The 23820-nt window shown below is 73.1% G+C and carries 16 protein-coding genes; 8 read left to right on the top strand and 8 right to left on the bottom strand.

From position 1 onward, the window contains the following. Positions 1 to 281: 281 nt before the first annotated feature. The 6 genes from ABFT23_RS11635 (at position 282) to ABFT23_RS11610 (ending at position 8724) form a co-directional block, all read left to right on the top strand. Positions 282 to 2213, top strand: coding sequence for an LTA synthase family protein (locus ABFT23_RS11635; RefSeq protein WP_347895321.1), 1932 nt, complete (start codon positions 282 to 284; stop codon positions 2211 to 2213). After that, complete coding sequence (locus tag ABFT23_RS11630) at positions 2192 to 3529, top strand: hypothetical protein (RefSeq protein ID WP_347895320.1); 1338 nt, start codon at positions 2192 to 2194, stop codon at positions 3527 to 3529. The genes ABFT23_RS11635 and ABFT23_RS11630 overlap by 22 nt, the downstream gene beginning before the upstream one ends. A 69-nt stretch (positions 3530 to 3598) precedes the next feature. After that, positions 3599 to 3751 carry a hypothetical protein gene (locus ABFT23_RS11625; protein ID WP_347895318.1) on the top strand — a complete coding sequence of 51 codons (153 nt, stop codon included), beginning with the start codon at positions 3599 to 3601 and terminating at the stop codon, positions 3749 to 3751. A gap of 132 nt (positions 3752 to 3883) precedes the next feature. Further along, the gene (locus ABFT23_RS11620) at positions 3884 to 4162 is read left to right on the top strand and encodes an HU family DNA-binding protein (RefSeq protein WP_347895317.1); all 279 of its coding nucleotides are present in this window, start codon (positions 3884 to 3886) and stop codon (positions 4160 to 4162) included. Positions 4163 to 4280: 118 nt separating this feature from the next. Beyond that, the gene (locus tag ABFT23_RS11615; RefSeq protein WP_347895315.1) at positions 4281 to 7529 is read left to right on the top strand and encodes a response regulator; all 3249 of its coding nucleotides are present in this window, start codon (positions 4281 to 4283) and stop codon (positions 7527 to 7529) included. A 103-nt stretch (positions 7530 to 7632) separates the two neighbouring features. After that, on the top strand, positions 7633 to 8724 hold the full coding sequence (locus ABFT23_RS11610; protein WP_347895314.1) for a Glu/Leu/Phe/Val family dehydrogenase: 1092 nt from the start codon (positions 7633 to 7635) through the stop codon (positions 8722 to 8724). Between the two features lie 577 nt (positions 8725 to 9301). Here the strand turns inward: ABFT23_RS11610 and ABFT23_RS11605 are convergent. The 3 genes from ABFT23_RS11605 to purF form a co-directional block, all read right to left on the bottom strand. After that, entirely contained in the window at positions 9302 to 9484 is a 183-nt protein-coding gene (locus ABFT23_RS11605; protein ID WP_347895312.1) for a DUF3073 family protein, read from the bottom strand. 162 nt (positions 9485 to 9646) lie between these two features. Beyond that, positions 9647 to 10717 carry a phosphoribosylformylglycinamidine cyclo-ligase gene (gene purM / locus ABFT23_RS11600; RefSeq protein WP_347895311.1) on the bottom strand — a complete coding sequence of 357 codons (1071 nt, stop codon included), beginning with the start codon at positions 10715 to 10717 and terminating at the stop codon, positions 9647 to 9649. 13 nt (positions 10718 to 10730) lie between these two features. Further along, a complete protein-coding gene (gene purF / locus ABFT23_RS11595) occupies positions 10731 to 12275 on the bottom strand; it encodes an amidophosphoribosyltransferase (RefSeq protein ID WP_347895309.1) in 1545 nt (514 codons plus the stop codon). 102 nt (positions 12276 to 12377) lie between these two features. Between purF and ABFT23_RS11590 the strand changes: the two genes are divergently transcribed. Next, on the top strand, positions 12378 to 14165 hold the full coding sequence (locus ABFT23_RS11590) for a sensor histidine kinase (RefSeq protein ID WP_347895308.1): 1788 nt from the start codon (positions 12378 to 12380) through the stop codon (positions 14163 to 14165). A gap of 10 nt (positions 14166 to 14175) precedes the next feature. On the opposite strand, the gene ABFT23_RS11585 is transcribed toward ABFT23_RS11590, so the two are convergent. After that, the gene (locus tag ABFT23_RS11585) at positions 14176 to 15600 is read right to left on the bottom strand and encodes an FAD/NAD(P)-binding protein (RefSeq protein WP_347895306.1); all 1425 of its coding nucleotides are present in this window, start codon (positions 15598 to 15600) and stop codon (positions 14176 to 14178) included. Between the two features lie 91 nt (positions 15601 to 15691). Here ABFT23_RS11585 and ABFT23_RS11580 point away from each other — a divergent pair, with 91 nt between their 5' ends. Beyond that, on the top strand, positions 15692 to 18040 hold the full coding sequence (locus ABFT23_RS11580; protein WP_347895304.1) for an outer membrane protein assembly factor BamB family protein: 2349 nt from the start codon (positions 15692 to 15694) through the stop codon (positions 18038 to 18040). Between the two features lie 143 nt (positions 18041 to 18183). On the opposite strand, the gene ABFT23_RS11575 is transcribed toward ABFT23_RS11580, so the two are convergent. The 4 genes from ABFT23_RS11575 to ABFT23_RS11560 form a co-directional block, all read right to left on the bottom strand. Then, on the bottom strand, positions 18184 to 18663 hold the full coding sequence (locus tag ABFT23_RS11575) for a (2Fe-2S)-binding protein (protein ID WP_347895302.1): 480 nt from the start codon (positions 18661 to 18663) through the stop codon (positions 18184 to 18186). Between the two features lie 17 nt (positions 18664 to 18680). Beyond that, positions 18681 to 21080, bottom strand: coding sequence for a molybdopterin cofactor-binding domain-containing protein (locus ABFT23_RS11570; RefSeq protein ID WP_347895301.1), 2400 nt, complete (start codon positions 21078 to 21080; stop codon positions 18681 to 18683). A 155-nt stretch (positions 21081 to 21235) separates the two neighbouring features. After that, positions 21236 to 22423, bottom strand: coding sequence for a PucR family transcriptional regulator (locus ABFT23_RS11565; protein WP_347895299.1), 1188 nt, complete (start codon positions 22421 to 22423; stop codon positions 21236 to 21238). A gap of 24 nt (positions 22424 to 22447) precedes the next feature. Continuing rightward, entirely contained in the window at positions 22448 to 23788 is a 1341-nt protein-coding gene (locus ABFT23_RS11560) for a dipeptidase (protein ID WP_347895297.1), read from the bottom strand. Positions 23789 to 23820: the final 32 nt, after the last annotated feature.

Below are 23820 nucleotides of genomic sequence, written 5' to 3'. Positions count from 1 at the left end.
CCCACCGCCGCACCGTGTCCGGACAGTATGCCGCCGTGCCGCGGGGGCACATCCAACCCGGGGATGACGTCGGCAACCCGAAGGTCGCGCATGCTGCCGGAACCTTCGACGAACCCGTGCCCTCGCAGCGTGACGTCGATCACGACGCCCGCGGAAGTTTGACGCTCACCGGAACGGGGAATGAACGCGCGACGTCCCAGTCCGTAAACTAGGGACTTCTGCCAGCCGCACGCTGCGGTCCGGCATCCCTCAGCCACCTACCGCGGAAGCAGGGTCCACGCGTGTCCGAGCAGCTTCTCGACGAGCCCGCCCAGGCCTCCGTCGACGACGGCGCCGCGCGTGAGCGTACCCCCTGGCAGGCCCTGGTGTGGGCCCAGAAGGTCTCGTGGCTGGCCGCCATGGCCTGCGCGTTCGTGCTGGAGGCCTCGACCCTGCTCGGCCAGCCCTCGTACTTCTGGCGGTCGACGTTCTTCGACGGCCTCAGCTTCGCCGCCGACAGCCTCGTGATCTGGCTGATCATCGTCGTGCTGATCGGGCTCACCAACCGGGTGCTGCTCTCCGTCGGCCTGGTGGCGGCCTTCAGCCTCGTCATCGCCGTGGCCAACCGGGTCAAGCTCGGCACCCGCCTCGAGCCCATCTACCCCAGCGACGTCGACTTCCTCACCCAGCCGAAGTTCCTGACCACCATGGTCGCGCCACGCATGCTCGTGGTGGCCGGCATCGGCCTCGCGGCCCTGGTCTGGGCCGCATGGTTCCTGGGCCGCAAGTACGAGCCCAAGCTGCTCTCGATCTGGCCCGAGCACCTCGACCTGCGCCGTCAGTTCGGCGCGGTGCTCGTGCGGGCCCTCGTCGTCACCGCGGCACTGGCCCTGCTCGCCGACGCCACGCGGTTCAACGACCCCGGCAACCCGTGGCGCGCCGCCTACGAGGTGGGCGACGGGCGCAAGTGGCGCTACTGGAACCAGCAGTCCAACTACAGTGCCAACGGCTTCGTCGGCGGCTTCCTCTACAACATGCCCACGGTCGCGATGGAGACGCCCGAGGGCTACGACCAGGCCACGATGGACGCCCTCACCGCGCGCTACGAGCGGCTCGCCGCCAAGGTCAACCGCACCCGCACGGGCTCGCTCGACGACACCAACGTGGTCGTCGTCCTCAGCGAGTCGTTCTCCGACCCCACCCGCCTGCAGGGCTTCCAGCTGCAGCAGGACCCGATCCCGCAGACCCGCGCCACGATGCAGGCCGGCACCTCGGGCACCATGCTCGCCCAGCTCTACGGCGGCGGCACGGCCAACATGGAGTTCGAGGCGCTCACCGGGCAGTCCATCGGGCTGTTCTCCCCGCAGATGAGCTCGCCCTACCAGATGCTCGTGCCGGAGTACGACCAGTACCCGTCGGCGGTCGGCTGGTTCGCCTCCCACGGCCACGAGCCCGTGGCCGTGCACCCCTACATCACCAGCTTCTACAAGCGCGACCAGGTCTACGACGTGCTCGGCTTCGACAAGTTCGTGCACGACACGACGCTCGCCGAGCAGGACCGCATCGAGGACAACGAGTTCATCTCCGACCAGGCGGCCTTCGACGAGGTCCGCAAGCAGATCGACGACTCCGACTCGCCGCTGATGGTCAACCTCGTCACGATGCAGAACCACATCCCGGTCGACGGCAACTACACCGACCCGATCGGCGTCGACGGCGTCGACGGCGACCAGGCTGACCGCATCGGCAACTACGCCCGCGGCCTCGCGCACACCGACGAGGCGCTCGCGTCGTTCCTCCAGGGCCTGGAGCAGTCCGACGAGAAGACCGTCGTGGTCTTCTACGGCGACCACCTGCCGGGCATCTACGACTCCTCCATCACCGACCAGAACCCCGGCGAGGACATGTACACCACGCCGTTCCTCCTCTGGAGCAGCGAGGGCAACACCAAGAAGGTGCTGCCGCAGAGCAGCCCGATCATGTTCCTGCCGATGCTCTACGAGATGGCCAACGCGCCCATCCCGCCCTACTACGCGATGCTCGACCGGCTGCGCACCCGCGTCAGCGCCCTCGAGCAGGGCCGCATGCTCGACCCGCAGGGCAACGAGATCACCGAGGACGACCTCGACAAGCAGGGCCAGCGACTCCTCGCCGACGCCCGCCTCGTGCAGTACGACTTCTCGATCGGCGAGCGCTACTCCGTCGACCGCATGTGGCCGGGCTCCCTCCGCTGACCGAGTCCCCCGGCCCCCTCGATCCCCTCGGCCTGCCGCGCTTCGCGCCGGTCGCCCGTCTCGACCGGGTCGACGTCGTCCAGCCCGGCACGGCCCTGCCACCGGCTCCGTACGCCGCCGCGTCGACGCCGGTCGCCGGCCCGGCGCGCGTCGTCCTGCGGTCGGGGGACGACGTGCTCACCGCCACCTGGGACGGCGCTCGCGTGGCCCTCGAGGTGGTGGCGGACGGCCGCGCTTCGCGGCACGTCAGCCGGCGACACGGACGCGGCGACGACCCCACCGAGCTGGCCGTCGCGCTCACCGGCCCGTTCGTCACGGCGTTCGTGCGCGAGCGCGGCGACTGGGTGGCCCGGGCCGTCGTCGACCTCGCCGAGCACCTGCACGCCCCCGACGTCCACGACGAGGGCTGGCTCGCCGGCCTCACCGCCGACGCCGCCCGGGCCGGCACGTTCGGCCAGCTCGGGTTCCGCGACGTGCGGGTGGTCTCGCACGCCGACGGCGCCCCCGTGCTCGACCCCGACGACGACGCGCGCGTGCTGCTGACCGCGACCGGCGCCGGCCCTGGGGGCTTTCGCACCGGGCACACCTCGGTGTGGTCGCTCGACGCCGTCACGCTCGACCTGCGCCACCGCGGCGACCTGTTCTTCCGGCGGCCCGAGCGCGCGGGCGTGCTCGGCGACCACGCGACGCACCTCGTGCGGCACGACGACTCCTGGCTCGTCGCGACGAGCACCTGGGGCGACTTCGACAGGGCCCGGAACCCGCGGGTCACCACGACGCTGGCCAGCACGGCCGACGACGTCACCCGCGGCTCGCACGTGCTCGACACGGTCGCCCTGGCGCTCCCGGTCGACGGCCTGCGCTCGGTCGGCACCTGGGACCCGCACCTCGCCCTCGACGACGACCACGGCTGGCTGGTCGGGTTCGTCAGCGCGACGCGGTTCTTCCGGTTCCACCCCGCGCTCGCCTCCGGTCCCGCGCTCGACGACCTCGCCCTGCGCGGCAGCGCGTCGTCCCGGACGGCGACCGAGGGGCCCACGCTGCTGCGGGGCGCGGGCGCGTGGTGGTTGGCGGCGTCCGACGGCCGCGACGGGCCGCGTCGACACCGGGCGGCCTACCCGGTCTTCGACCTCGACCTGCACGAGCGCGGCCGCCTCGACGCGTTCTACCCCACCAACCTGCCGTGGCCGAGCGTCGTCGACCTCCCGCCGGAGCGCGGCGGCCCGCTGCTGCTCGGCTTCAACGGACGGCGGACCGGCGGGGCGCTGCTCGGCTACGGGACCCACGGCGCCCTGGTGGTGCAACGACCGTCGTGACGACCGGCCTGGGCTGCCTCCGCATCGTCGGCTACTATGACAAGTAAGTCAGTCGAGTTTGGAGGCGCAATGTCCGCGGCGAACCACCCCACCCCCACCGAGCACCGTCCCGAGGAGCGTCGTGTCGACCTCGACCGCGACCTCGTCGCCGTGCTCGGCGCGGTCGCGATCCTGCTCCTCGCCGTCGCCTGCTTCCTCGGCAGCTCGGCCCTGCCGCTGTAGGCGTCCATCAGCCGGACACCAGGCGCGTCGCGCCCCCGCTGCGTGGGTTCTCCCGCCCGCTGCGCTACGGTCGTCAGTCGCCGGTCCCCCGGGGCCGAGACGTGACCAACTCCCGAGAGGACGTACCACTCCATGAACCGCACCGAGCTGCGCGAGGCCATCGCGACCGAGACCGGCCTCAGCGGCGCCCAGGCCGACCAGGCGCTCACCGCCGTGCTCGACGCCATCACCGGCGCGCTGGCCAAGGGTGACAAGGTCACCCTGCCGGGCTTCGGCACCTTCGAGACCCGCGAGCGCTCCGCCCGCGAGGGTCGCAACCCGCAGACCGGCGAGACGATCCAGATCGCCGCCAGCACCGCCCCGGCGTTCAAGGCCGGCGCCGCGCTCAAGAAGGCCGTCTCCGGCAGCTGAGCCAGCACCACCGCGAGCCTCCGTTCGGGGCCGGACGCACCTGCGTCCGGCCCCGCGCGACTTTTTCCCGCACCCGGCCCCGCGACGCGGCAAGATGATGCGACGAAGGAGGTCGTCCATGCCGCCCGAGGCCGACAACGGATCGGACGACGCGCTGATGCGTCGCCTGTTCGAGGCGAGCCCCGACGGCATGTGGCTGCTCGGCTTCGACGGCGAGACGATCCTGGTCAACCAGCACTTCGCCGACATGACCGGCTACCCCATCGACGAGCTGGCCACGATGACCGGCTACCAGCTCGCCGACGAGCAGGGGCAGGCCGACTTCGAGCGACACCTCGAGCGGATGCGGGCCGGCCACCCCGGCGGGCACAACGAGGACGTGCTCGTCGTCCGCCGCGACGGCACCCGCCTGTGGGCCCTCAGCAGCTGGGCGCCCGTGCTCGACGAGACCGGCAGCCGGCCGATCGGCTACCTGCACCGGCTCACCGAGTACACCGAGCGACGTCGCCTGCTCGACGAGCTGCGCGACCGCGAGGTCCAGCTGGCGTCGTCCCAGCGCATCGCCCGCCTCGGCAGCTGGACGTGGGACGTCGTCACCGACACCGTCGGGTGGTCCGACGAGCTGCGGGCCATCTTCGGCGTCTCGCCCACGGCGAGGGTGCAGACCTGGCGGGCCGCGTTCGACCGGCTGCACCCCGACGACCGCGAGAGCGTCGTGTCGATGATCCGCTCCGGCATGCGCCACCACGACGACGTCACGTGGGAGGCGCGCCTGCTCCCGGCGGCCGACGACGAGCAGCACCGCTGGATCCGCGGCTACGGCCGCTACGAGCGCGACGACGACGGCGAGGTCGTCCGGATGACCGGCATCTGCCAGGACATCACCGACCTGCGCCAGGCCGCGATCGCCGCCGACGAGGCCACGCGACGCTTCCAGCTGGCCCAGCAGCTCGCCGAGGCGGCCAACCGCTCCACGACCCTGGCCGACGCCCTCGTGCGCTCGGCGGCCGTGCTGGCCGGCGACGACGAGTGGCAGCCCATCTGCATCTTCGTCCGGCAGGAGCGCGGCGGGCCGCTGACACCGCTGCAGCTGCCCGAGCCGCCGCCCGTCGGGCTCCCGCGGCCCGACCGCGCGCAGGCCGAGGAGTCGTGGGACTCGCGCGAGGTGATGATCACCCCCGTGCCCGACCGCGAGGGTCACGCACGCATCAGCCTGCCCGTGCTGAGTGGCGGGCGCACCGTCGGCGTCGTGCAGCTGCTCGCGAGTGCCGCGGCGGTCGACGTCTACACCTGGACCCTGCTGCGCCAGGTGAGCGACCAGCTCGGCCGGGTCGCCGAGCGCGAGCGCACCGCCCACCAGGTCGCGGAGGCGCGCGACGAGGCGATGGCCGCCTCGCGGCACAAGTCGGAGTTCCTGGCCACCATGAGCCACGAGATCCGCACTCCGATGAACGGCGTCATCGGCCTCACCGACCTGCTCCTGCGCTCCGACCTCGACGACCACCAGCGCCGCCTGGCCGAGGGGCTGCGCGGCGCCGGCCTCACGCTGCTCTCGCTCATCAACGACATCCTCGACCTGTCGAAGATCGAGTCGGGCAAGCTCGAGCTGGAGGCGATCGAGTTCGACGTGCGCGCCGTCGTCGAGGACACCGTGATGATCCTCGCCGGCCCGGCCCAGGACAAGGGGCTCGACCTCGTCGTCGGGGTCGCGCCCGACGTCCCCCGGCTGGTGCTCGGCGACCCGGTGCGGCTCGGCCAGGTGCTGACCAACCTGGGCAGCAACGCGGTGAAGTTCACCGACGCCGGCGAGGTGGTCGTCGACGTCCAGGTCGGGACCGACGACGGGGACGACGACGGGGACGACGACGGGGACGACGACGGGGGCGGCGTCGTGCTGCGCGTCGAGGTGCGCGACACCGGCATCGGCATCGGCGAGAGCGAGATGGACGGCCTCTTCGACGCCTTCACCCAGGCCGACCGCTCGACCACCCGTCAGCACGGCGGCACCGGCCTCGGGCTCGCGATCTCCCGCCAGCTCGTCGAGGGCATGGGCGGCGACATCGGCGTGCGGAGCGTGCCGGGCGCCGGCAGCGCGTTCTGGTTCACCGCGCGGCTCGGCGCCGTCCCCGACGGCTCCGACGCCCACCTCGACCGTCCGCTGCACCGCCGGCGCGTGCTCGTCGTCGACGACAACCCGACCGCGGGCGGCTTCCTCGTGCGTCAGCTCGCCGCCTGGCAGCTGCAGGTCGACCAGGTCGCCGACCACGACGAGGCGTTCGACGCCGTGGTCGAGGCGGCCGACCAGGGCAGCCCGTTCGACGCCGTCGTCGTGCACCTCGTGCACGCCGACCCGCTCGCCGTCGGGCGCGACCTCGCCTCCGACGCCGTCCGACCTCCCGTCGACCTGGTGCTCGTGGCCGACGACGGCACCGTCGCCGACGACGACGTCGCAGCGGCGGGGTTCCGGGCCCGGGTGGGGACGCCCGTGCGCCCGGCCGCCCTCTACGCGGCGCTGCTCGACGCCGCCGCCCCCGGCCTCGAGGACCCCGCGTCGACCACGCGCGTGGCCGACGCCGACCAGCCCCGGCTCGCACTGCGGGTGCTCGTCGTCGAGGACAACCCGGTCAACCAGCTGGTCGCCGCCGGGCTGCTGGAGAACCTCGGCTGCACCGTCGTCACCGTCGGCAACGGCGCCGAGGCCGTCGAGGCGCTCTCCGGCGAGCACGACGTCGACGTCGTGCTCATGGACTGCCGGATGCCGCGCCTGGACGGCTTCGACGCGACCCGGGCCATCCGGGCCCAGGAGCGCGGCACCCGGGTGCCGATCATCGCGATGACGGCCTCCGCCCTGCCGGGCGAGCGCGACCGCTGCCTCGAGGCCGGCATGGACGACTTCCTCACCAAGCCCGTCGACCCGCCGCAGCTGGCCGCGGCCATCGCCCGCGCCGGGCTCCGCACCCGCTCCGCCGACGGGTCGCCGCCGACGCCCTCGCCGCCGGCGACGAGGACCGAGCCCGACGACGTCGTCCTCGACCTCGAGCGGGTCGAGCTGCTCAGCGAGCTGGTCAAGGACGGCGTGTCGTTCTTCGAGCGCACCCGCATGTCGTTCCTCTCGCGCATCGACGGAGCCCTGGCGCGCATCAGCATCGCCGTCCAGGACGGCGACCCCGAGCGCGCCGTCACCGACGCCCACCAGCTCAAGGGCAGCGCGCTCAACCTGGGCCTCAACCGCGTGGGGGCGGTCGCGGCCGCGATCGAGGACGCCGCCCGCACCGGCGACCTCACCGACGCCGACGTGCTGGTCGCGCGGCTGCGAGACGCGGTCGCCGAGGGCGTCGAGGCCCTCGCCGCGGTAGCTCGCGCCTGACCCCGAGCCCGTCCTACCCTGGGGCCAGGCCCGCGCCACCCCTGCGGGCCGCCCGAGACCACCCACCACCCGTGGTCGCCCACCCCAGAACAGGACACCATCCATGTCTCTCGACGTCTTCGAGCTCGGTCCCGACCACGAACAGGTCGTCTTCGCCCACGACCCCGCCACCGGTCTGCGCGCCATCGTCGCGATCCACTCCACGGCCCTCGGCCCGGCCCTCGGCGGCACCCGCTTCCACCCCTACGCCTCCACCGCCGACGCCCTCGCCGACGTGCTCGACCTCTCGCGCGGCATGAGCTACAAGGCCGCCCTCGCCGGGCTCGACCTCGGCGGCGGCAAGGCCGTCATCATCGGCGACCCGGCCACGCTCAAGTCCGAGGCGCTGCTGCGGGCCTACGGGCGGTTCGTGCAGACGCTGGGCGGGCGCTACTACACCGCCTGCGACGTCGGCACCTACTCCGAGGACATGGACCACGTCGCCCGCGAGTGCTCCTTCGTCACCGGCCGCACGGTCGCCCACGGCGGTGCCGGCGACAGCTCGGTCCTGACGGCCTTCGGCGTCTTCCGCGGCATGCTCGCCGCCGCCGAGTCGGTGTGGGGGACGCCGTCCGGCGCCCTCGAGTCGGTGCTCGAGGGCCGCGTGGTCGGCGTCGCCGGCGTCGGCAAGGTCGGCCGCCACCTCGTGCGGCACCTCGTCGAGGCGGGCGCGCAGGTCGTCGTCACCGACCCCTACGCCCCGGCGCTCGAGCAGGTGCGCGAGACCCACCCGTCGGTGCGCGCGGTCGCCTCGACCGAGGCCCTGGTCGCCGAGCCGCTCGACGTCTACGCCCCGTGCGCCCTCGGCCACGCCCTCACCGACGACGTCGTCGACGTGCTCTCGGCGCGCGTCGTGTGCGGCGCGGCCAACAACCAGCTCGCGCACCCCGGCGTCGAGAAGACGCTCGCCGACCGCGGCATCGTCTACGCGCCCGACTACTGCGTCAACGCCGGCGGACTCATCCAGGTCGCCGACGAGCTCGAGGGCTTCTCGTTCGAGCGCGCGCAACAGCGCGCGGCCCGCATCTACGACACCACCCGGGCCGTGCTCGAGCTCGCCGCCACCGACGGCGTCGCGCCGGCCCTCGCCGCCGACCGGCTCGCCGAGCAGCGCATGCGCGACGTCGGGCGGCTGCGCGGCATCTGGGTCGGCTGACCGTCGTCCCCCGTCCCCTCCCCGGTCGGCGCATACCCGTGCCGGCCGGGGCGGGGAGTACCCGGCGCACCGGCTACTCCTGACGTTCCCAGCGGTTGCAACACCTCAGAAGCGCCAGCAGAAGCCGAGAAGCTCGGGGGGTTCCCGCCGCCGGCGCGATGCCGGACGAACGCGTTGTCCTCAGCCCGACGGGCGCGTCGTCTCGCGGCGTCCGCGACCGGCGACCGTCCAGCGCATGACACGACCCAGCACCTCGCAGGCGCCCCGGGCGCCCTGGGCGCCCGAGGACCCTCGCACCACCGCCGTCGCGGATCACGTGGGCCGACCTGCAGCACCCGGAGCGCACAGCCGAGCTGATCCGCCGGGTGCTCACCGAGGAGGCCGCCGTCCGGTCGGGCCGGATCGGCTGACGCGCGGACAGCGAGCCTCTCGGGGTGTTCTACGCGTTCTCAGGTGTTGCAAGACCCGAGAACGTCAGCAGTACCCGGTGCACCGGGTACTCCCCGCCCGGGCCCGCAGAGCGCGCCGGTGACAGCTCGGCCCCCGGAGGGCCCGGGAGCCGGAGGAGACGCGAGGGTCAGTCGCGACGGTCGGCGTAGTCCGACCACTTGTCGTCGACGCCGTCGTCCTGGTCGGCGTCGTCGTTGGCTTCGTCGCCGTGCAGCTCCTTGGCCAACGCCCCGAAGTCCGTCTCATGCGTCCGGTACTTCAGGTCGCGCGCGACCTTCGTCTGCTTGGCTTTCGCTCGGCCGCGGCCCATAGGGTCCAGCCCCCTCGCACACTTGGCCGGGCGCGCTGGGCGACCCGGGCTCTCTCGACAGTTCTCGTGAGGGCAACGCTACCTGTTGGGCGTCTGTTCCGGCACGTCGGAGCCCCGATTGGTGACGTGATTTGTTCGGCGACCGCTCCGGACGCCGTCGGATCAGCGTTGCGCGGGGTGCGAACCCACCAGCTCGACCGTGCCGGCCTGCTCGGGGTCGACGTCGACCTGACCGGCCACCCAGGCCTCGACACCGAGGCTCTCGAGCAGGTGGAGGGCCGGGTCGACGGAGTCCGGCGGCAGGACGACGACCATGCCGACGCCGCAGTTGAGCGTGGCCTCGAGGTCGGCCTGGCTCACCGAGCCGACCTCGCGGACCACGTCGAAGACCGGCGCCGGGTTCCAGGTGCCGCGCTCGATGGTGGCACGCAGCTCGGCCGGCATCACCCGGGCCAGGTTGGCGGCCAGGCCGCCGCCGGTCACGTGCGACATCGCGTGCACCGGGGTGTGGTCGGCCAGGGCGAGACAGGTCTTGGCGTAGATGCGGGTGGGCTCGAGCAGCTCCTCGCCGAGCGTGCGTCCGAGCTCGGGCACGACGCGGTCGAGCGACCACTGCGCCTCGGTGAGCAGCACGTGGCGCACCAGCGAGTAGCCGTTGGAGTGCAGGCCGGACGACGCCAGCGCGACGACGGCGTCGCCCGGGCGCACGCGGCCGGGGCCGAGCAGCCGGTCGGCCTCGACGACGCCGGTCGCGGCGCCCGCGACGTCGTACTCGTCGGGGGCGAGCAGGCCGGGGTGCTCGGCGGTCTCGCCGCCCACGAGGGCGCAGCCAGCCTGGACGCACGCCTCGGCGATGCCCTGCACGATCGCCGCGACCCGCTCGGGCACGACCCGGCCGGTGGCGATGTAGTCGGTCATGAACAACGGCTCGGCCCCGCAGACGACGAGATCGTCGACGACCATGCCGACGAGGTCGAAGCCGATGGTGTCGTGCTTGTCGAGGGCCTGCGCGATGGCGACCTTCGTGCCGACGCCGTCGGTCGAGGTCGCCAGCAGCGGCCGGGTGTACGACGTCAGGGCACTGGCGTCGAAGAGCCCGGCGAAGCCGCCGAGGCCGCCGATGACCTCCGGCCGCGAGGCCTTGGCCACCGAGGCCTTCATCAGCTCGATGGCGACGTCGGCCGCCTCGATGTCGACGCCGGCGCGCGCGTAGGCGCTCTGCTGCTCACTCACGTGGTGCTGGTCCTCACGGGTTGTTGAGCACGGGCAGGGCCTTGCCGTGCGTGGGTGCCTTGATCGAGGTCTCGAGCAGGTGCTTGCCGAGCAGGCTCTCGTCGGGCAGGGCGACGGGGTACTCGCCGGTGAAGCAGGCCTGGCACAGCGACGACTGCGGCTGCGAGGTGGCCTCGATCATGCCGTCGAGCGAGATGTAGCCGAGGCTGTCGGCGCCGATGCTGGCCGCGATCTCGTCGGGGCTGAGCCCGTTGGCGATCAGCTCGGCCCGGGTGGCGAAGTCGATGCCGTAGAAGCAGGGCCACTTCACCGGCGGGCTCGAGATGCGCACGTGCACCTCGGCGGCGCCGGCCTCGCGGAGCATCCGCACCTGGGCACGCTGGGTGTTGCCGCGCACGATCGAGTCGTCGACGACGACGATCCGCTTGCCCCGGATCATGTGCTCGAGCGCGTTGAGCTTGAGCCGGATGCCGAGCTGGCGCAGGGTCTGGCTCGGCTGGATGAACGTGCGTCCGACGTAGGCGTTCTTGACGAAGCCCTGGCCGAACGGGATGCCGGACTCCTCGGCGTAGCCGGACGCCGCCGGCGTGCCCGACTCGGGCACCGGGATCACCAGGTCGGCCTCGACGCGGAACTCGCGGGCGAGCTGGCGACCCATCTCGACGCGCGACTCGTGCACGCTGCGGCCGCTGATGGTGGCGTCGGGCCGGGCCAGGTAGACGTACTCGAACACGCAGCCCTTGCGCTCCGGCTGGGCGAACTTGTAGGTGCGCAGGCCGTTCTCGTCGATGACGACCATCTCGCCCGGCTCGATCTCGCGGACGACGCTCGCACCGACCGTGGCCAGCGCGGCGTCCTCGGAGGCGACGACCCAGCCCCGGTCGAGGCGGCCGAGCACCAGCGGGCGGATGCCCTGCGGGTCGCGCGCGGCGTAGAGGGTGTCCTCGTTCATCCACACGAAGCAGTAGGCCCCGCGCAGCTGCGGGAGCACCTCGAGCGCGCGCTCCTCGAGCGTGGTGTCGGGGTGGTGGGCCAGCAGGGCGGTGACCAGGCTGGTGTCGTTGGTCGACTCGAGCCCGGCCGAGTGGATGTCGAGCTCGCCCTCGTCGCTGGGCAGGGCCGCGACGAGCTCGCGCAGCTCGGCGGTGTTGATGAGGTTGCCGTTGTGGCCGAGGGCGATCGAGCCGTCGAAGGTCGGGCGGAACGTCGGCTGGGCGTTCTGCCAGGTGCTCGCCCCGGTGGTCGAGTAGCGGCAGTGACCGATGGCCAGGTGGCCGTTGAACGAGGCCAGCGTGCTCTCGTCGAAGACCTGCGAGACCAGGCCCATGTCCTTGTAGACCAGGATCTGGCGGCCGTTGCTGACCGCGATGCCGGCGGACTCCTGCCCGCGGTGCTGCAGCGCGTAGAGACCGAAGTAGGTCAGCTTGGCGACGTCCTCGCCCGGGGCCCACACCCCGAAGACGCCGCAGGCGTCCTGGGGACCTGCGTCGTGGGGATCGAGGGCGTCGGTGAGCCGACCGTCGCCGCGTGGCCGGGAGCTGTTGCTCTGGAAGGGCACCGCTCCAGTGTAGGGCTGGTGCTTCGGTTCGTGCCCAATCCCCGCAGTGCGCCCCGTAGGCTTGAGGGACTCCTGACAGCCGTGTCCATCGAGAGCCCGAGTTTGACCGCAGGCAGCAAGCTTCCCCGCCCCCAGATCGACGTCGCGACCTGGTCCGACGCCGGCTCTCGCGATGCCCTCGACCTGGTCGCCTCGTCGGTCGCCGAGATGGTGGGCTTCGAGATCGCCATCATCAGCGTGGTGCGCGGCGAGCAGATGTACGCCGTGTCGGTCGAGGGCAGCAACGAGGCCGCGACGGCGATGCTCGGGCTCTCCACCCCGATCGCGATGGTGCTGCCCGAGCTCGAGCGGGCCGACGACTGGGGCCGGTTCCACTTCGTGCCGCACGAGCGGCTCGAGGTCGACGCCGACGCGCTCGGCTGGGTGCCCGACATCCAGCCGCTCGACGCCCCCGACGCCTGGCACCCGCTCGACCTCCTCATCGCACCGCTGTACGCCGACGACGAGACGATGATCGGGATGCTCTCGATCGACGTCCCGATCAGCGGCTTCCGCCCCGACCCGACGCAGCGCCACCTGCTGGAGCGCTACGCGGTGCAGGCCGAGCGCACCCTGCGCATGGCCGTCGAGCGCAACGAGCTCGCCGAGCGCATCCGGCTCGCCGAGGCCGCGCGGCGCGTCGTCCGGTTCGCGACGTCGCAGGACGACCTCGAGAGCGTGCTCGACGACTGCCGGCACCCGCTCCTCGAGGGGTTCCGCGCCGACTTCATCTCGCTGCGCACCTACGCCACGGGCGACCTCGCCGCCGCCGGCACCCCCCTGACCGGGTTGCCCGACCACATGACCGAGACCGTCCGGGCCGTCGCCCGCCGCGGCTGGGCCGCCCAGCAGGTGGTCATCGTCGGCGACCAGACCCCCGGCGACCCCTTCCTCGACGACGTCGAGCAGGGCATCGGCACCGAGGCGATCGCCACCTTGGGGCTGGGCACCGTGATGCTGGTGCCGCTCGGCGCCGGGCACGAGTGCCTGGGCCACATCGTCCTCGGTCGCAAGGACCCCAACCTGCTCTGGAGCCCCGACGAGCAGAGCGGCGCCATCGACATCGCCCGCGACATCGGCCAGGCCGTCGTCAGCTCGCGCAACCTGTTGCGCGAGCAGCGGCTCGTCTCCGAGCTGCGTCGCCTGGCCACCTACAAGTCGCAGGTGCTGAGCACCGTGTCGCACGAGCTCAAGAACCCGCTGAGCGCCGTCACCGGCTACGTCGAGCTGCTCGAGGCCGACCCCTCGATCGACGGCGACGCGCGCCGCTCGGTGCTCGCGCTCGACCGCGCGGCCCGGCGCATGAGCCGGGTCGTCGACGACCTGCTGCTGCTGGCCCAGGTCGAGGACCCCGAGGGGGGCCGGCCCACCGAGCCGATGGACGCCGTCCCGGCGCTGCTCGACGCGCTCGAGCTCACCCGCGTGGCGGCGCGGCGCCGCGAGCTGACCCTCGAGGTCTCCGCACCCGAGGGCGAGGTCCCGGTCTGCTGCGACCCGGCCGATCTCGACCGGGTGCTGACCAACCTGGTGAGCAACGCGGTGAAGTACTCCCCTGCCGGGGGCACGATCTCGCTCGCCCTCGTCGACCACGACGACTCGGTCGAGCTCACCGTCACCGACCAGGGCATCGGCATCTCCGCGGCCGACCAGGAGCGGCTGTTCACCGAGTTCTTCCGCTCGACCAACCCGCAGGCGGTCGCCCAGCCCGGCACCGGCCTCGGCCTGACGATCTGCCGGCGCATCGTCGAGCGCCACGGCGGCCGCATCGAGGTCGAGTCCGCCCTCGGCGAGGGCAGCACGTTCCGGGTGTTCCTGCCGGCCCCCGAGCGGGCCGGCACCTCCCTGTCCTGATCCGCCGCGGCTACCCCGCCGGGACAGCCGCGGCGACCGCGGGCAGCTCGGCGCGCGCGATGACGCCGTCGGCCACGGCGGCGGCCTGGGCACGGATCTCGGGGATCGCGGTCGACTCCCACAGCGTGCCCTTGCGGGGCGGCCCGACCGCGTAGAGGCCGGGGACGGCGCGACCGGATTCGCCGACCAGCTCGCCGCCGTCGAGGGTGTCGACGCCGAGGCGCAGCGGGTCGGGCGTGACGAGGCCGCGCTCGCGCAGCGCGAGCAGCAGCGCGTCCTGGCTGCGGGTGATGTCGGTCGACGGCCCGGTGCAGTTGACGACGGCCTGGGCGGTGATCGGCGTCGGGATGCCACCGACCTCGACGAGGCAGTGCGTGCCCCGGTCGGCGACCGAGGCGAGGCCGCCGGGCAGCACGCCGAGGCGGCCGTCGGCCTGGTAGGCCCGCAGGCGGTCGGCGACCTCGGGCGCCATCCGGTGCCGGCGCACCTCCCACTCGCGGGCGTGCACGTCGAGGAAGCGCCGCCGCTCGGCGAGCGGCAGCCGCTGCCACAGCGACGTGGTGGCCGCGCGCAGGCCGTCGACCACCGGCCGCCAGTCGACACCCTGCGCGGCCGCGGCGCGGACCTGGTCGCGCACGTGCTCGGCGAGCAGGTCGGCGGTGAGGGCGCCCTCGGGCACCGGCTGCACCCAGGCGGTCGACTGCTGCTCGACGTGGGCCTCCGGCAGCCGGCCCTGCCGGCTGACCATGACGACGCGGCGGCGCGGGCCGTCCTCGAGCAGGGTGATGACGGTGTCGACCGCGGTCAGGCCGGTGCCGACGACGACGATCGTGGCGTCGTCCGGCAGCAGGCGCAGCGCGCCGAGGTCCCACGGGTCGGCCAGGTGCCACGACGCCGGCGGGAGGTCGTCGCCGTCGAGCACGAGCGGACGCGGTCGCTGGTTGCCGTAGGCGAGGACGACGCTGTCGGCGCGGCTGGTGACCTCGCTGGTGCGGACGTCGTAGCCCGCGCGGGTCGGGACGACGTCGTCGACGCGACCCGCGCAGATGCGCAGCCGGTGGTCGGCGACCTGGGCGAGGCGGTCCTGCAGGTAGGTGGCGTAGTCGAGGCGGGACAGGAACGCGAGCGGGTCGTCGCTGCGGCCGGTGCGCCGGGCCCAGTCGATGAGGTCGGAGGGGACGTCGGGGAAGGCGCTCATGTGGCGCGAGCGCACGTTGAGCAGGTGGCGCGGGTCGTTGGTGCCGTAGGCGATGCCGCGCCCGACGATGCCGGTGGCCTCGTGGATCTCGACGCAGAGCCCGGGGTCGGTGCTGCGCGCGAGGAGGTTGATCGCGGTCAGCACGCCGCTGGCACCGCCGCCGATGACGGCGACGCGGTGGTGACGGCGCTGCTCGAGGGCCGTCGGGGCGGGGACGGGGAGATGCCGGACTACCATCCTTCAAGTCTACTGACAAAGTCTCCTTTATGGCGAAACTCGGGTACGGCGGGTCGGGTTGGCCGGCGTCCTGGCGGGGAAGCAGACCTCCATGTCCTCCCGCACCCTCGCCGCCGCCGTCGCCCTCACGGTGGCCGTCGGCCTCGCCGCCTGCTCCGGCGACGACGACGGCCCCGGCGGCGACGACCCCTCGTCGTCCCCGGTCGCACCCGTCGAGACGCCGCCCGGGCTCGAGGCCACCTGGACGCAGCCCGGCCTCGCCCTGAGCTCCTACCGCGCGCCGGTCGTCGTCGGCGACGTGCTCGTCGAGTCCGTCGACCGCACGGTGCGCGGGCTCGACCTGACCACGGGCGAGACGTCCTGGACCGCGACGATGCCCCCCGGTCTCCGGACGTGCCAGGTCGCGCCCCAGGGCAGCGAGAGCGGCTTCGTCGGGCTCCTCCTGCGCGGCGGTGGCCGGCGGTGCACCGTGGTCGCGGCCCTCGACACCCGCACCGGCGAGCTCGCCTGGACCCGCGAGGTCCCGGGCGAGCCGCCGTACCACGAGGGGCGCAGCGTGGCGACGGGTGCGACCACGATCGCGGCGACCTTCAACTGCGACGCGCTGCACCGTTTCCGGCTCCGCGACGGCAAGCCGCTGGGGGTCATCGCCCCCACCGACCGCAAGTGCGCCATGGAGACCGCGACCGACGGCCGCGTCGTCCTCGCACTCGACGACCCCGAGACCGCGGCCACGCCCGACGACCGCGGGACCGGCTGGATCCCGCCCCACGACGCCGCCGGCGCGTTCGAGCTGTGGGACCTCGACTCCGGCCGGCTCCGCTGGCGCCGTCCGATCGCGACGACGCGGGGTGCCTCGGTCAGCGCCGTCATCTCCTCGACCGGGCCCACCACCGTGCTCGCCCTGGAGGAGAAGTCGTTCCACACGATGCGCGTGGTCGGCCCGCAGGGCCGCCCCGGTCCCTACCTCGGACGACGCCTCGGCTCCGAGCCGCCCACGGTCGTCGGCGAGCACGACGGCGTCGTGGTGCTGCGCTACGACGCGAGCCTGCTGTTCGCCTACGACACGACGACCGGCGAGGAGCTGTGGCACCTCGCCCACGCCGGCCCCGCCGACGTGACTGACGAGGGGGTCGTGCTCGCCACCGACGCCTACGTGCCCACCGACGGCACCTCGGGCTGGCAGACGTGGTTGACCCGCGTCGACCTGCGCGGAGGCGACGACGTCGTCACCCTCGGCTCCGCACCCGGGCAGGGCGCGCTGTTCCTCGACGGCGACCGCGTCGTCGTCGGCGGGGCGCTCTACGCGCTGCCCGACGACGGCGAGGAGCGCGCCTACGACGTCCCGCCGTCGCCGATCGGCCCGGACTGGGGCGCGGACGACCTCACCGACGACGACGTCCTGCTCGCCTGCGACGCCGTCGGCTCGGAGACCCTCGGGCTGCTCGGGCTCGACCACCCCGACCTGCCCCGACCGGCCGACTGCACGTGGCGCGACAGCGCCGACCCCACCTACCTGGAGCAGTCGCTGCGGGTCTCGGTGCAGGCGTTCCGCCCGGGCCGCGCCCTGTCGGGAGGCGCCCGGGCGACCTCGCCGAGCGAGGAGCCCCGGGAGCTGACCGGCCCCGAGATGGCCGCCGACCAGGTCGCGTGGCAGGTCGAGAACGGCACCGCGTCGTACCTCGCGCCCGTGCGGGAGGTCAGCCTGCCCGGACTCGGTGAGCAGGTGTGGGCGGCCTCGCCCTACGACAGCACGACGGGCGGGTCGTCCGCCCGGGTGGTGGTCCGGTGGCGCAACGTGCTCGTCGACGTGATCGGCTCGCAGGACACCCGGGTCGAGGACCGGCGCTACGGCGCCGTGCCCGACGACCAGGTGCAGCCCGCCGTCCTGGCGGCGGTCGGCGAGGTGCTCGAGGGGCTCGGCGCCGCACCCGAGGAGCGCGTGGTCCCGGCCACGCCGACGACGGAGGCCGTCGTGCCGTCGGTGTGCCGCACCCTGCGCGCCGAGGCCGCGACCCTGGCGCCCGGCACCCGCGCCTCCGACCAGACGCCGCGCGGCGACGGCTCCACCGGGCCGTCGCGCCAGTCGGCGTGCGTGTGGTGGGGACCCGACGACGACGACGTGCCCGACCTCGACGCGATGGTGCACGTCGTGCCGGCCGGCCCGCTCGGCACCACCGCCGAGGAGGAGGCGCGCGAGCTGCTCCGCGGTGGCTTCGCCCGCGCCAAGCCGGTCGAGGGACTGCCGGGTGTCCGCGCCCGGTTCTTCCGCTACGTCAGCGACGACGGCACGTACCGCTCGGTCGGCATCGACGCGATCCGGGGCGACACCGTCGTCTCGATCGACTACACCGACCCCGAGGGCGGCTTCGACCGCGCCGAGGGCGACCGGATCGCCGTCCGGCTGGTGCGGCGGTTGCTGGCGTCGGTGCAGCGCTGAGCGCCACCGAGCGCCGCTGACACGCGACGGCGTCGAGGGTCTCGAGACGCGAGAGAACCCCCCGCGAGCAAGCTCGCAGGGGTTCCTCGCTCCTCGACCCGGTAGCGCCACGGCCGACGCGAGCAAGCTCGCGTCAACCTGCGCTACCGCATCCGGCGGGCGCCCGCCTCGATCGCCTCGCGGATGCGGACGTAGGTGCCGCACCGGCAGATGTTGCGGATCGAGTCGAGGTCGGAGTCGCGGATGCCGCGGCCCTCGCGGCGCACCTTCTTGACCAGCGCCACGGCGGCCATGATCTGGCCGGGCTGGCAGTAGCCGCACTGGGCGACGTCGAAGTCGATCCAGGCCTGCTGCATCGGGTGCAGGTCGCCCGGGGCGGTCTTGGCGAGGCCCTCGATGGTGGTGACCCGGTCCTTCTTCTTCAGGTCGCCCACCCGCACGGAGCACGGGTTGAACGCCTTGCCGTTGATGTGCGACGTGCACGCCTTGCACACGTTGATGCCGCAGCCGTACTTCGGGCCGGTGACGCCGAGCAGGTCGCGCAGCACCCACAGCAGGCGCACGTTGTCGGCGACGTTGAGGGTGACGGTCTTGCCGTTGAGGATGAAGGTCTGCTTGGGCATGGCTGGTCCTCCCCCGCTCAGCGGGTCTTCTTGAGGCCGTTGGTCGGCGACGGCGGAACGGGCGGGACGAAGGACTTCGGCTTGAACGAGACCTTGCCGTGGTTGATCGGGAAGAAGGCCGGCACCTTCTTCGTGGCCCGGGCGTAGGCGCAGGCGACGGCGGCGGCCGAGGAGCCGACGGCGGCCTCGCCGGCCCCGCCCGGCGTCTTGGAGTCGGATCTCATGATGTGCACCTCGACCTGCGGCGGCACGTTCCACTGCCGGGTGTAGAAGTAGTTGTCCCAGCTGGCCTCGAGGAACCGGCCGTCCTTGAGGTGGCAGCTCGAGGTCAGGGTGAGGGCGAGGCCGTCCATGAAGCCGCCCTGCATCTGCGCCTCGAGACCGCGCGGGTTGATCACCAGCCCGGCGTCGACGGCGATGACGGCCTTGGTCACCCGCGGACCGGTGACGGTCTCGGGTCCGAGCTTGCGGTTGACCGTCTGCGGACGGCAGTCGATCTCGACCAGGACGGCGGTGCAGCCCTTGTACTCCTTGTGCAGCGCGACGCCCTGCGCCATGCCGGCCGGCATCTTGCGACCCCACCGGCCCATGGTCGCGACCTTCTCGAGCGCGGCCTTGACGCGGTCGTTCTTGATCAGCTCGAGCCGGAGCTGGAGCGGGTCCTTGCCCATCTTCTTGGCGATCTGGTCGATGGTGAGCTCGGCGGCGACGCAGACGTCGGGTGAGTAGATGTTGCGCATGCTGCCGGTGGAGAACTTGTCCTCGAACTCGAGCGGCTCGTTGAGCAGCTGCGTGACGACGCCGAAGTTGTAGGGCAGCTCCTGGGTGAGGGTGAAGATCGACTGGGCGAAGGTGAACCCGCCGAGCCCGATCGGGTCGAGCTCGTCGGCCTGCGAGGTGATCATCTCGCCGAGACCGTGGCTGAAGTCGGTGGTCACGCTCGTGTGGCGCTGCTCGAACGAGAGCACCTGGTTGCCGAGGATCGTGGCCCGGGTGCGGGTCGTCGCCATCGGGTGCAGGCGACCCTGGCGCGGCTCGTCGGCGCGGTGCCACATCAGCTTCACCGGCACCTTCATCGCCTTCGAGATGCGCGCCGCCTCGATGGCGTGGTCGCCGAAGAGCTTGTGCCCGAACGAGCCGCCACCGGTGATGACGTTGACCTTGACCTTGCCCTGCGGGAGGCCGATCGCCTCGGCCACGCGCTGCTGGGCCAGGATCGGCACCTTCAACCCGGCCCAGATGGTCGCGCGGTCCTTGCGGACGTCGGCGATCGCCGCGTAGGGCTCGAGCGCGGCACTGCTGCGGAACGCGAACGCGAAGTTGGTGTTGACCGTCTGCGCGAGCACGGGCACGTCGGGCACGACGAGGGGCAGCTCGGCCTTGCGCAGCTTGGCGAGCACGGTGGCGTCGGACTCCTTGGCCACCGGCCCCGGGTTCCAGTCGACCTGCATCTTGCGGATGGCGTCGATGCACTGCCCGAACGTCTTGGCCCGGACGGCGATGCCGGTCGGCACCTGCGCGACGTGGGTGACGCCGGGCATCTTGAGGATGGCGGCGCGGTTCTTGAGCCGCTTGGGCGTCCCGCCGTGCGTGGGCGCCCGGCACACCATGGTCGGCAGCGCGTTGGGCACCTTGAGGTCGGTGGTGAACTTCTTCGCGCCGGTGACCGCGGCGCGGGCGTCGGTGCGGTTCCTGGGCCGGCCGATGACCTTGAACTTCTCCTTCGGCCGCAGCACCACCTCGACCGCCCTGACCACCTGGCTGGCCGCGCCGACCGAGAGCTCGCCGTAGGTGAGCTGGTTGCCGAGGTTGTCGCTGACGATGCCGCCGGTGGTGAAGAGCCGGTCGACCGTGGTGCCGAGCTGGATGGCGGCGGCCTCGAGCAGCTTCTGCCGGGCGATCGCGGCCGCGACGCGGATCGGGGTGTAGGTGGAGAACGTCGAGTTGGACCCGCCGGTGAGCTGGTTGAGGAGCAGCTCGGGTCGCGCCGGCGCGAGGGTGACGTCGATCTTGCTCATCGGCAGGTCGAGCTCCTCGGCGAGGATCATCGTCGTCGAGGTGACGATGCCCTGGCCGACCTCGGTCCGCGGCAGCGCGAACTGCGCGCGTCCGGTCTTGGTGATCTTCACCGTGATGAACAACGACGTCGGCAGGGCCGAGTCGGTCTGGAGGTCCTCGAGGTCGTAGATCTCCGGCACCTGCGGCGGCGACGGGACGGCGCCCCGCGCCGGTCGGGCGCTCGCGATGTCGGCAGCGACCACCAAGGTGCTGCCGGCGAGCACGTAGCCGATGAACTTGCGCCGGTCGAGGCCCGCGAACGGGTCGTCGCGGTCGTAGGGCACGGCCCCACCGGCAGAGCCGCCGGAGTCGTCGAGGTCGTGGTGCAGGTCGTCGGGCGCGCCGAAGTCAGTGGTCACAGATTTTCACCCCATGTGTGGCGGACGACCCGGGCTGTCCGAGGAGCATCCGGGTGAGCGACGTCCGTCTGACCACTGTGGCAGCGGTCACAGGCGCCCGCCAGTAGGTGCGCGCCCACGAAGATCGGCGATTGTCTGTGCAATCCGCACAACTCTCAGCGGTGCACGTCGAGCCGGTGCGCCCGCAGGGCGAGGTCGAGGTCGACCAGCGGGACGCCGTCGTCGAGGCGCCGTCCGACGACCTCGCCGATGCGGCGCAGCCGGTTGACGACCGTGTTGCGGTGGCAGTGCGCGGCCGCGGCGGTCGCCGTCGTCGAGCCGCCGGCCGCGACCCAGGCCTCGAGCGTGCCGACCAGCACCCGCGACTCGGCGTCGGGCAGCGCGAGGAGCGGGCCGAGCCAGCGGTCGACGAGCCGGGTCGCCACGTCGGGCGAGCCGAGGAGCAGCGCCTCCGGCAGGCGGTCGTCGAGGGTCGCGAGACCCGGTCGACCGCCCTGGGCGCGCCACGCCACGACGGCGTCGCGGTGAGCGCGTCCGACGGCGGCGAACCCGGCTGCGACGGGCGAGGCGCCGAGCGGCACGTGCGACTCCAGCGCTGCGGCCCGGAGCGCGGTGAGCACGTCGGCCGGGTCGTCGTCGCGGAGGGCGACGAGGCCGACGACGCCGTCGGTGCGCAGCACCCAGGCGGTGGCGTGCGGCGCGAGCCGCTGGTCGGCGAACCGGCGGTCGAGGTCGGGTCCGGCCACGACGACGAGGTCGGCGTCGTAGGGCAGGTCGAGCAGAGCGGCCGCGTCGCGGGCGAACCCCGGCTCGCGGCCCCGCCCGGCGAGCAGGCCCTCCCAGACCTCGGCGCGGTGCTGCTCGTCGGCGCGCACCAGCGACCGCTCCTGGTCGTGGTAGGCGACCGCGACCTGGCCCGACGTCGCGTCGACGACCTCCCACAGCTGGGTGCCGACGACGCGCAACTCGGCGGCGTCGAGCACGTGCTCGCCGCGGTCGACGAGGTCCTCCCAGACCAGTCGGCCACCCATGCGGAACGAGCGCAGCACGTCGTCGAGCTGCACGCCCTGGTCGGCGCGGCGTCGTCCGGTGGCCCGGGCGGCGTCGTAGGCAGGGTCGTCGTCGTGCCGGTCGGGCCGGACCCCCGTGCGCACCGCGTCGGCGAGCAGCTCGAGGATCCGGTCGACGTTGGTCACGCACGAGTGCCGCAGGTCGCCGCTCGAGACCCGGTCGACGCGGTAGGCGGGGTTCTCGCGCTGGATCGTCTCGACGAGGCGGTCGCTGATCGGGTCGAGCCGCTCGCGCCGGTGCCGCGCCAGGAAGTCGAGGGTGGCGGCGCGCATGGAGCGAGGGTAGAGGGGCGGCGCCTACAGCGCCCCGAGGTTGCGCAGCAGGAACGCCTCGGCGAGCACGACCTTCTCGAACTCGGCGAGGTGCAGGCCCTCGTTGGCGCCGTGGGCGCGGGTGTCGGGGTCCTCGACGCCGGTGACGAGCACGCTCGCCTCGGGGAACGCCTCGAGGAACTCGGCGATGAACGGGATCGAGCCGCCGACGCCCATGTCGACCGGCTCGGTGCCGTCCCAGGCCTCGGTGAACGCCGCGCGGGCGGCGTCGTAGGCGGGGCCGGTGGCGTCGATCTGCGTGGCCTCGCCGGTGTCGACGGTGGTGACCGTGAGCTCGGCGCCCCACGGCACGTTCTTCTCCAGGGTCGCGGTGAGGCAGGCGAGCGCGTTGGCCGTGGCGTCGCCCGGGGCGACGCGCAGGCTCAGCTTGGCGCGCGCGGCGGGGGTGAGGGTGTTGCTGGCGCCGTCGACCTTCGGCGCGTCGAGGCCGGTGATGGTGAGCGCCGGCTGGGTCCACAGGCGCTCGACGACCGGGCCGCGGCCGATCCACTCGACTCCCGGGTTGGCGCCGGACTCGGCGCGCAGCCGCGCCTCGGGGTACTCGACGTCGGCCGCGGGCTGGCTGTGCAGGCCCTCGATGGTGAGCGCGCCGGCGTCGTCGTAGAGGCTCGCGAGGAGCTTGGTCAGCGCCATGATCGCGTCGGGCACGAGGCCGCCCCACATGCCCGAGTGCACGGCGTGGGTGAGCGTGCGCACCTCGACGTCGACGCGCACGAGGCCCCGCAGGCTGGTCGTGAGGGCCGGCTCGCCGATGTCCCAGTTGCCGGAGTCGGCGATGACGATGACGTCGGCGCGCAGCGCCTCCTGGTGGGCCGCGAGCAGCGCGGGGAGGGTGTCGGAGCCGACCTCCTCCTCGCCCTCGATGAACATCGTGACGCCGACCGGCAGGTCGTCGCCGAAGACGCGCAGCGCGCCGAGGTGGGCGGCGATGCCGGCCTTGTCGTCAGCCGCACCGCGGGCGTAGAGGCGGTCGCCGCGCTCGGTGGGCTCGAAGGGCGGGGAGTCCCAGTCGGCGTGGTCGTTCTCGGGCTGGACGTCGTGGTGGGCGTAGAGCAGCACGGTCGGCGCGCCCTCGGGGCCGGGCTTGTGCGCGATGACGGCGGGGGCGCCGCCGTCGGCGCTGACGATGTCGACCGAGGCGAAGCCCTCGGCGCGGAACAGCTCGGCGACCGCCTCGGCGCTGCGCTGCACCTCGTCCGCCCGCGCCGGGTCGGCGCTGACGGACTCGATGCGGACGAGGTCCTCGAGGTCGCGGCGGATGCCGGGCATCAGCTCGGTCACGCGGGCGCGGATGTCATCGCTCATGCCGCCCAACCTAGTAGTCGGCACGCAGCGGA

Source organism: Nocardioides secundeburneus (assembly GCF_039939255.1).
GTDB lineage: Bacteria > Actinomycetota > Actinomycetes > Propionibacteriales > Nocardioidaceae > Nocardioides.
This window is presented reverse-complemented; position numbering and strand designations above follow the sequence as displayed.

Bases quoted from the DNA above. Each gene is read 5' to 3' on its own strand.
- ABFT23_RS11625 (WP_347895318.1), top strand. From the start codon at position 3,599: ATGTCCGCGGCGAACCACCCCACCCCCACCGAGCACCGTCCCGAGGAG.
- ABFT23_RS11620 (WP_347895317.1), top strand. From the start codon at position 3,884: ATGAACCGCACCGAGCTGCGCGAGGCCATCGCGACCGAGACCGGCCTC.
- ABFT23_RS11615 (WP_347895315.1), top strand. From the start codon at position 4,281: ATGCCGCCCGAGGCCGACAACGGATCGGACGACGCGCTGATGCGTCGC.
- ABFT23_RS11610 (WP_347895314.1), top strand. From the start codon at position 7,633: ATGTCTCTCGACGTCTTCGAGCTCGGTCCCGACCACGAACAGGTCGTC.
- ABFT23_RS11605 (WP_347895312.1), bottom strand. From the start codon at position 9,484: ATGGGCCGCGGCCGAGCGAAAGCCAAGCAGACGAAGGTCGCGCGCGAC.
- ABFT23_RS11585 (WP_347895306.1), bottom strand. From the start codon at position 15,600: ATGGTAGTCCGGCATCTCCCCGTCCCCGCCCCGACGGCCCTCGAGCAG.
- ABFT23_RS11580 (WP_347895304.1), top strand. From the start codon at position 15,692: ATGTCCTCCCGCACCCTCGCCGCCGCCGTCGCCCTCACGGTGGCCGTC.
- ABFT23_RS11575 (WP_347895302.1), bottom strand. From the start codon at position 18,663: ATGCCCAAGCAGACCTTCATCCTCAACGGCAAGACCGTCACCCTCAAC.
- ABFT23_RS11565 (WP_347895299.1), bottom strand. From the start codon at position 22,423: ATGCGCGCCGCCACCCTCGACTTCCTGGCGCGGCACCGGCGCGAGCGG.
- ABFT23_RS11560 (WP_347895297.1), bottom strand. From the start codon at position 23,788: ATGAGCGATGACATCCGCGCCCGCGTGACCGAGCTGATGCCCGGCATC.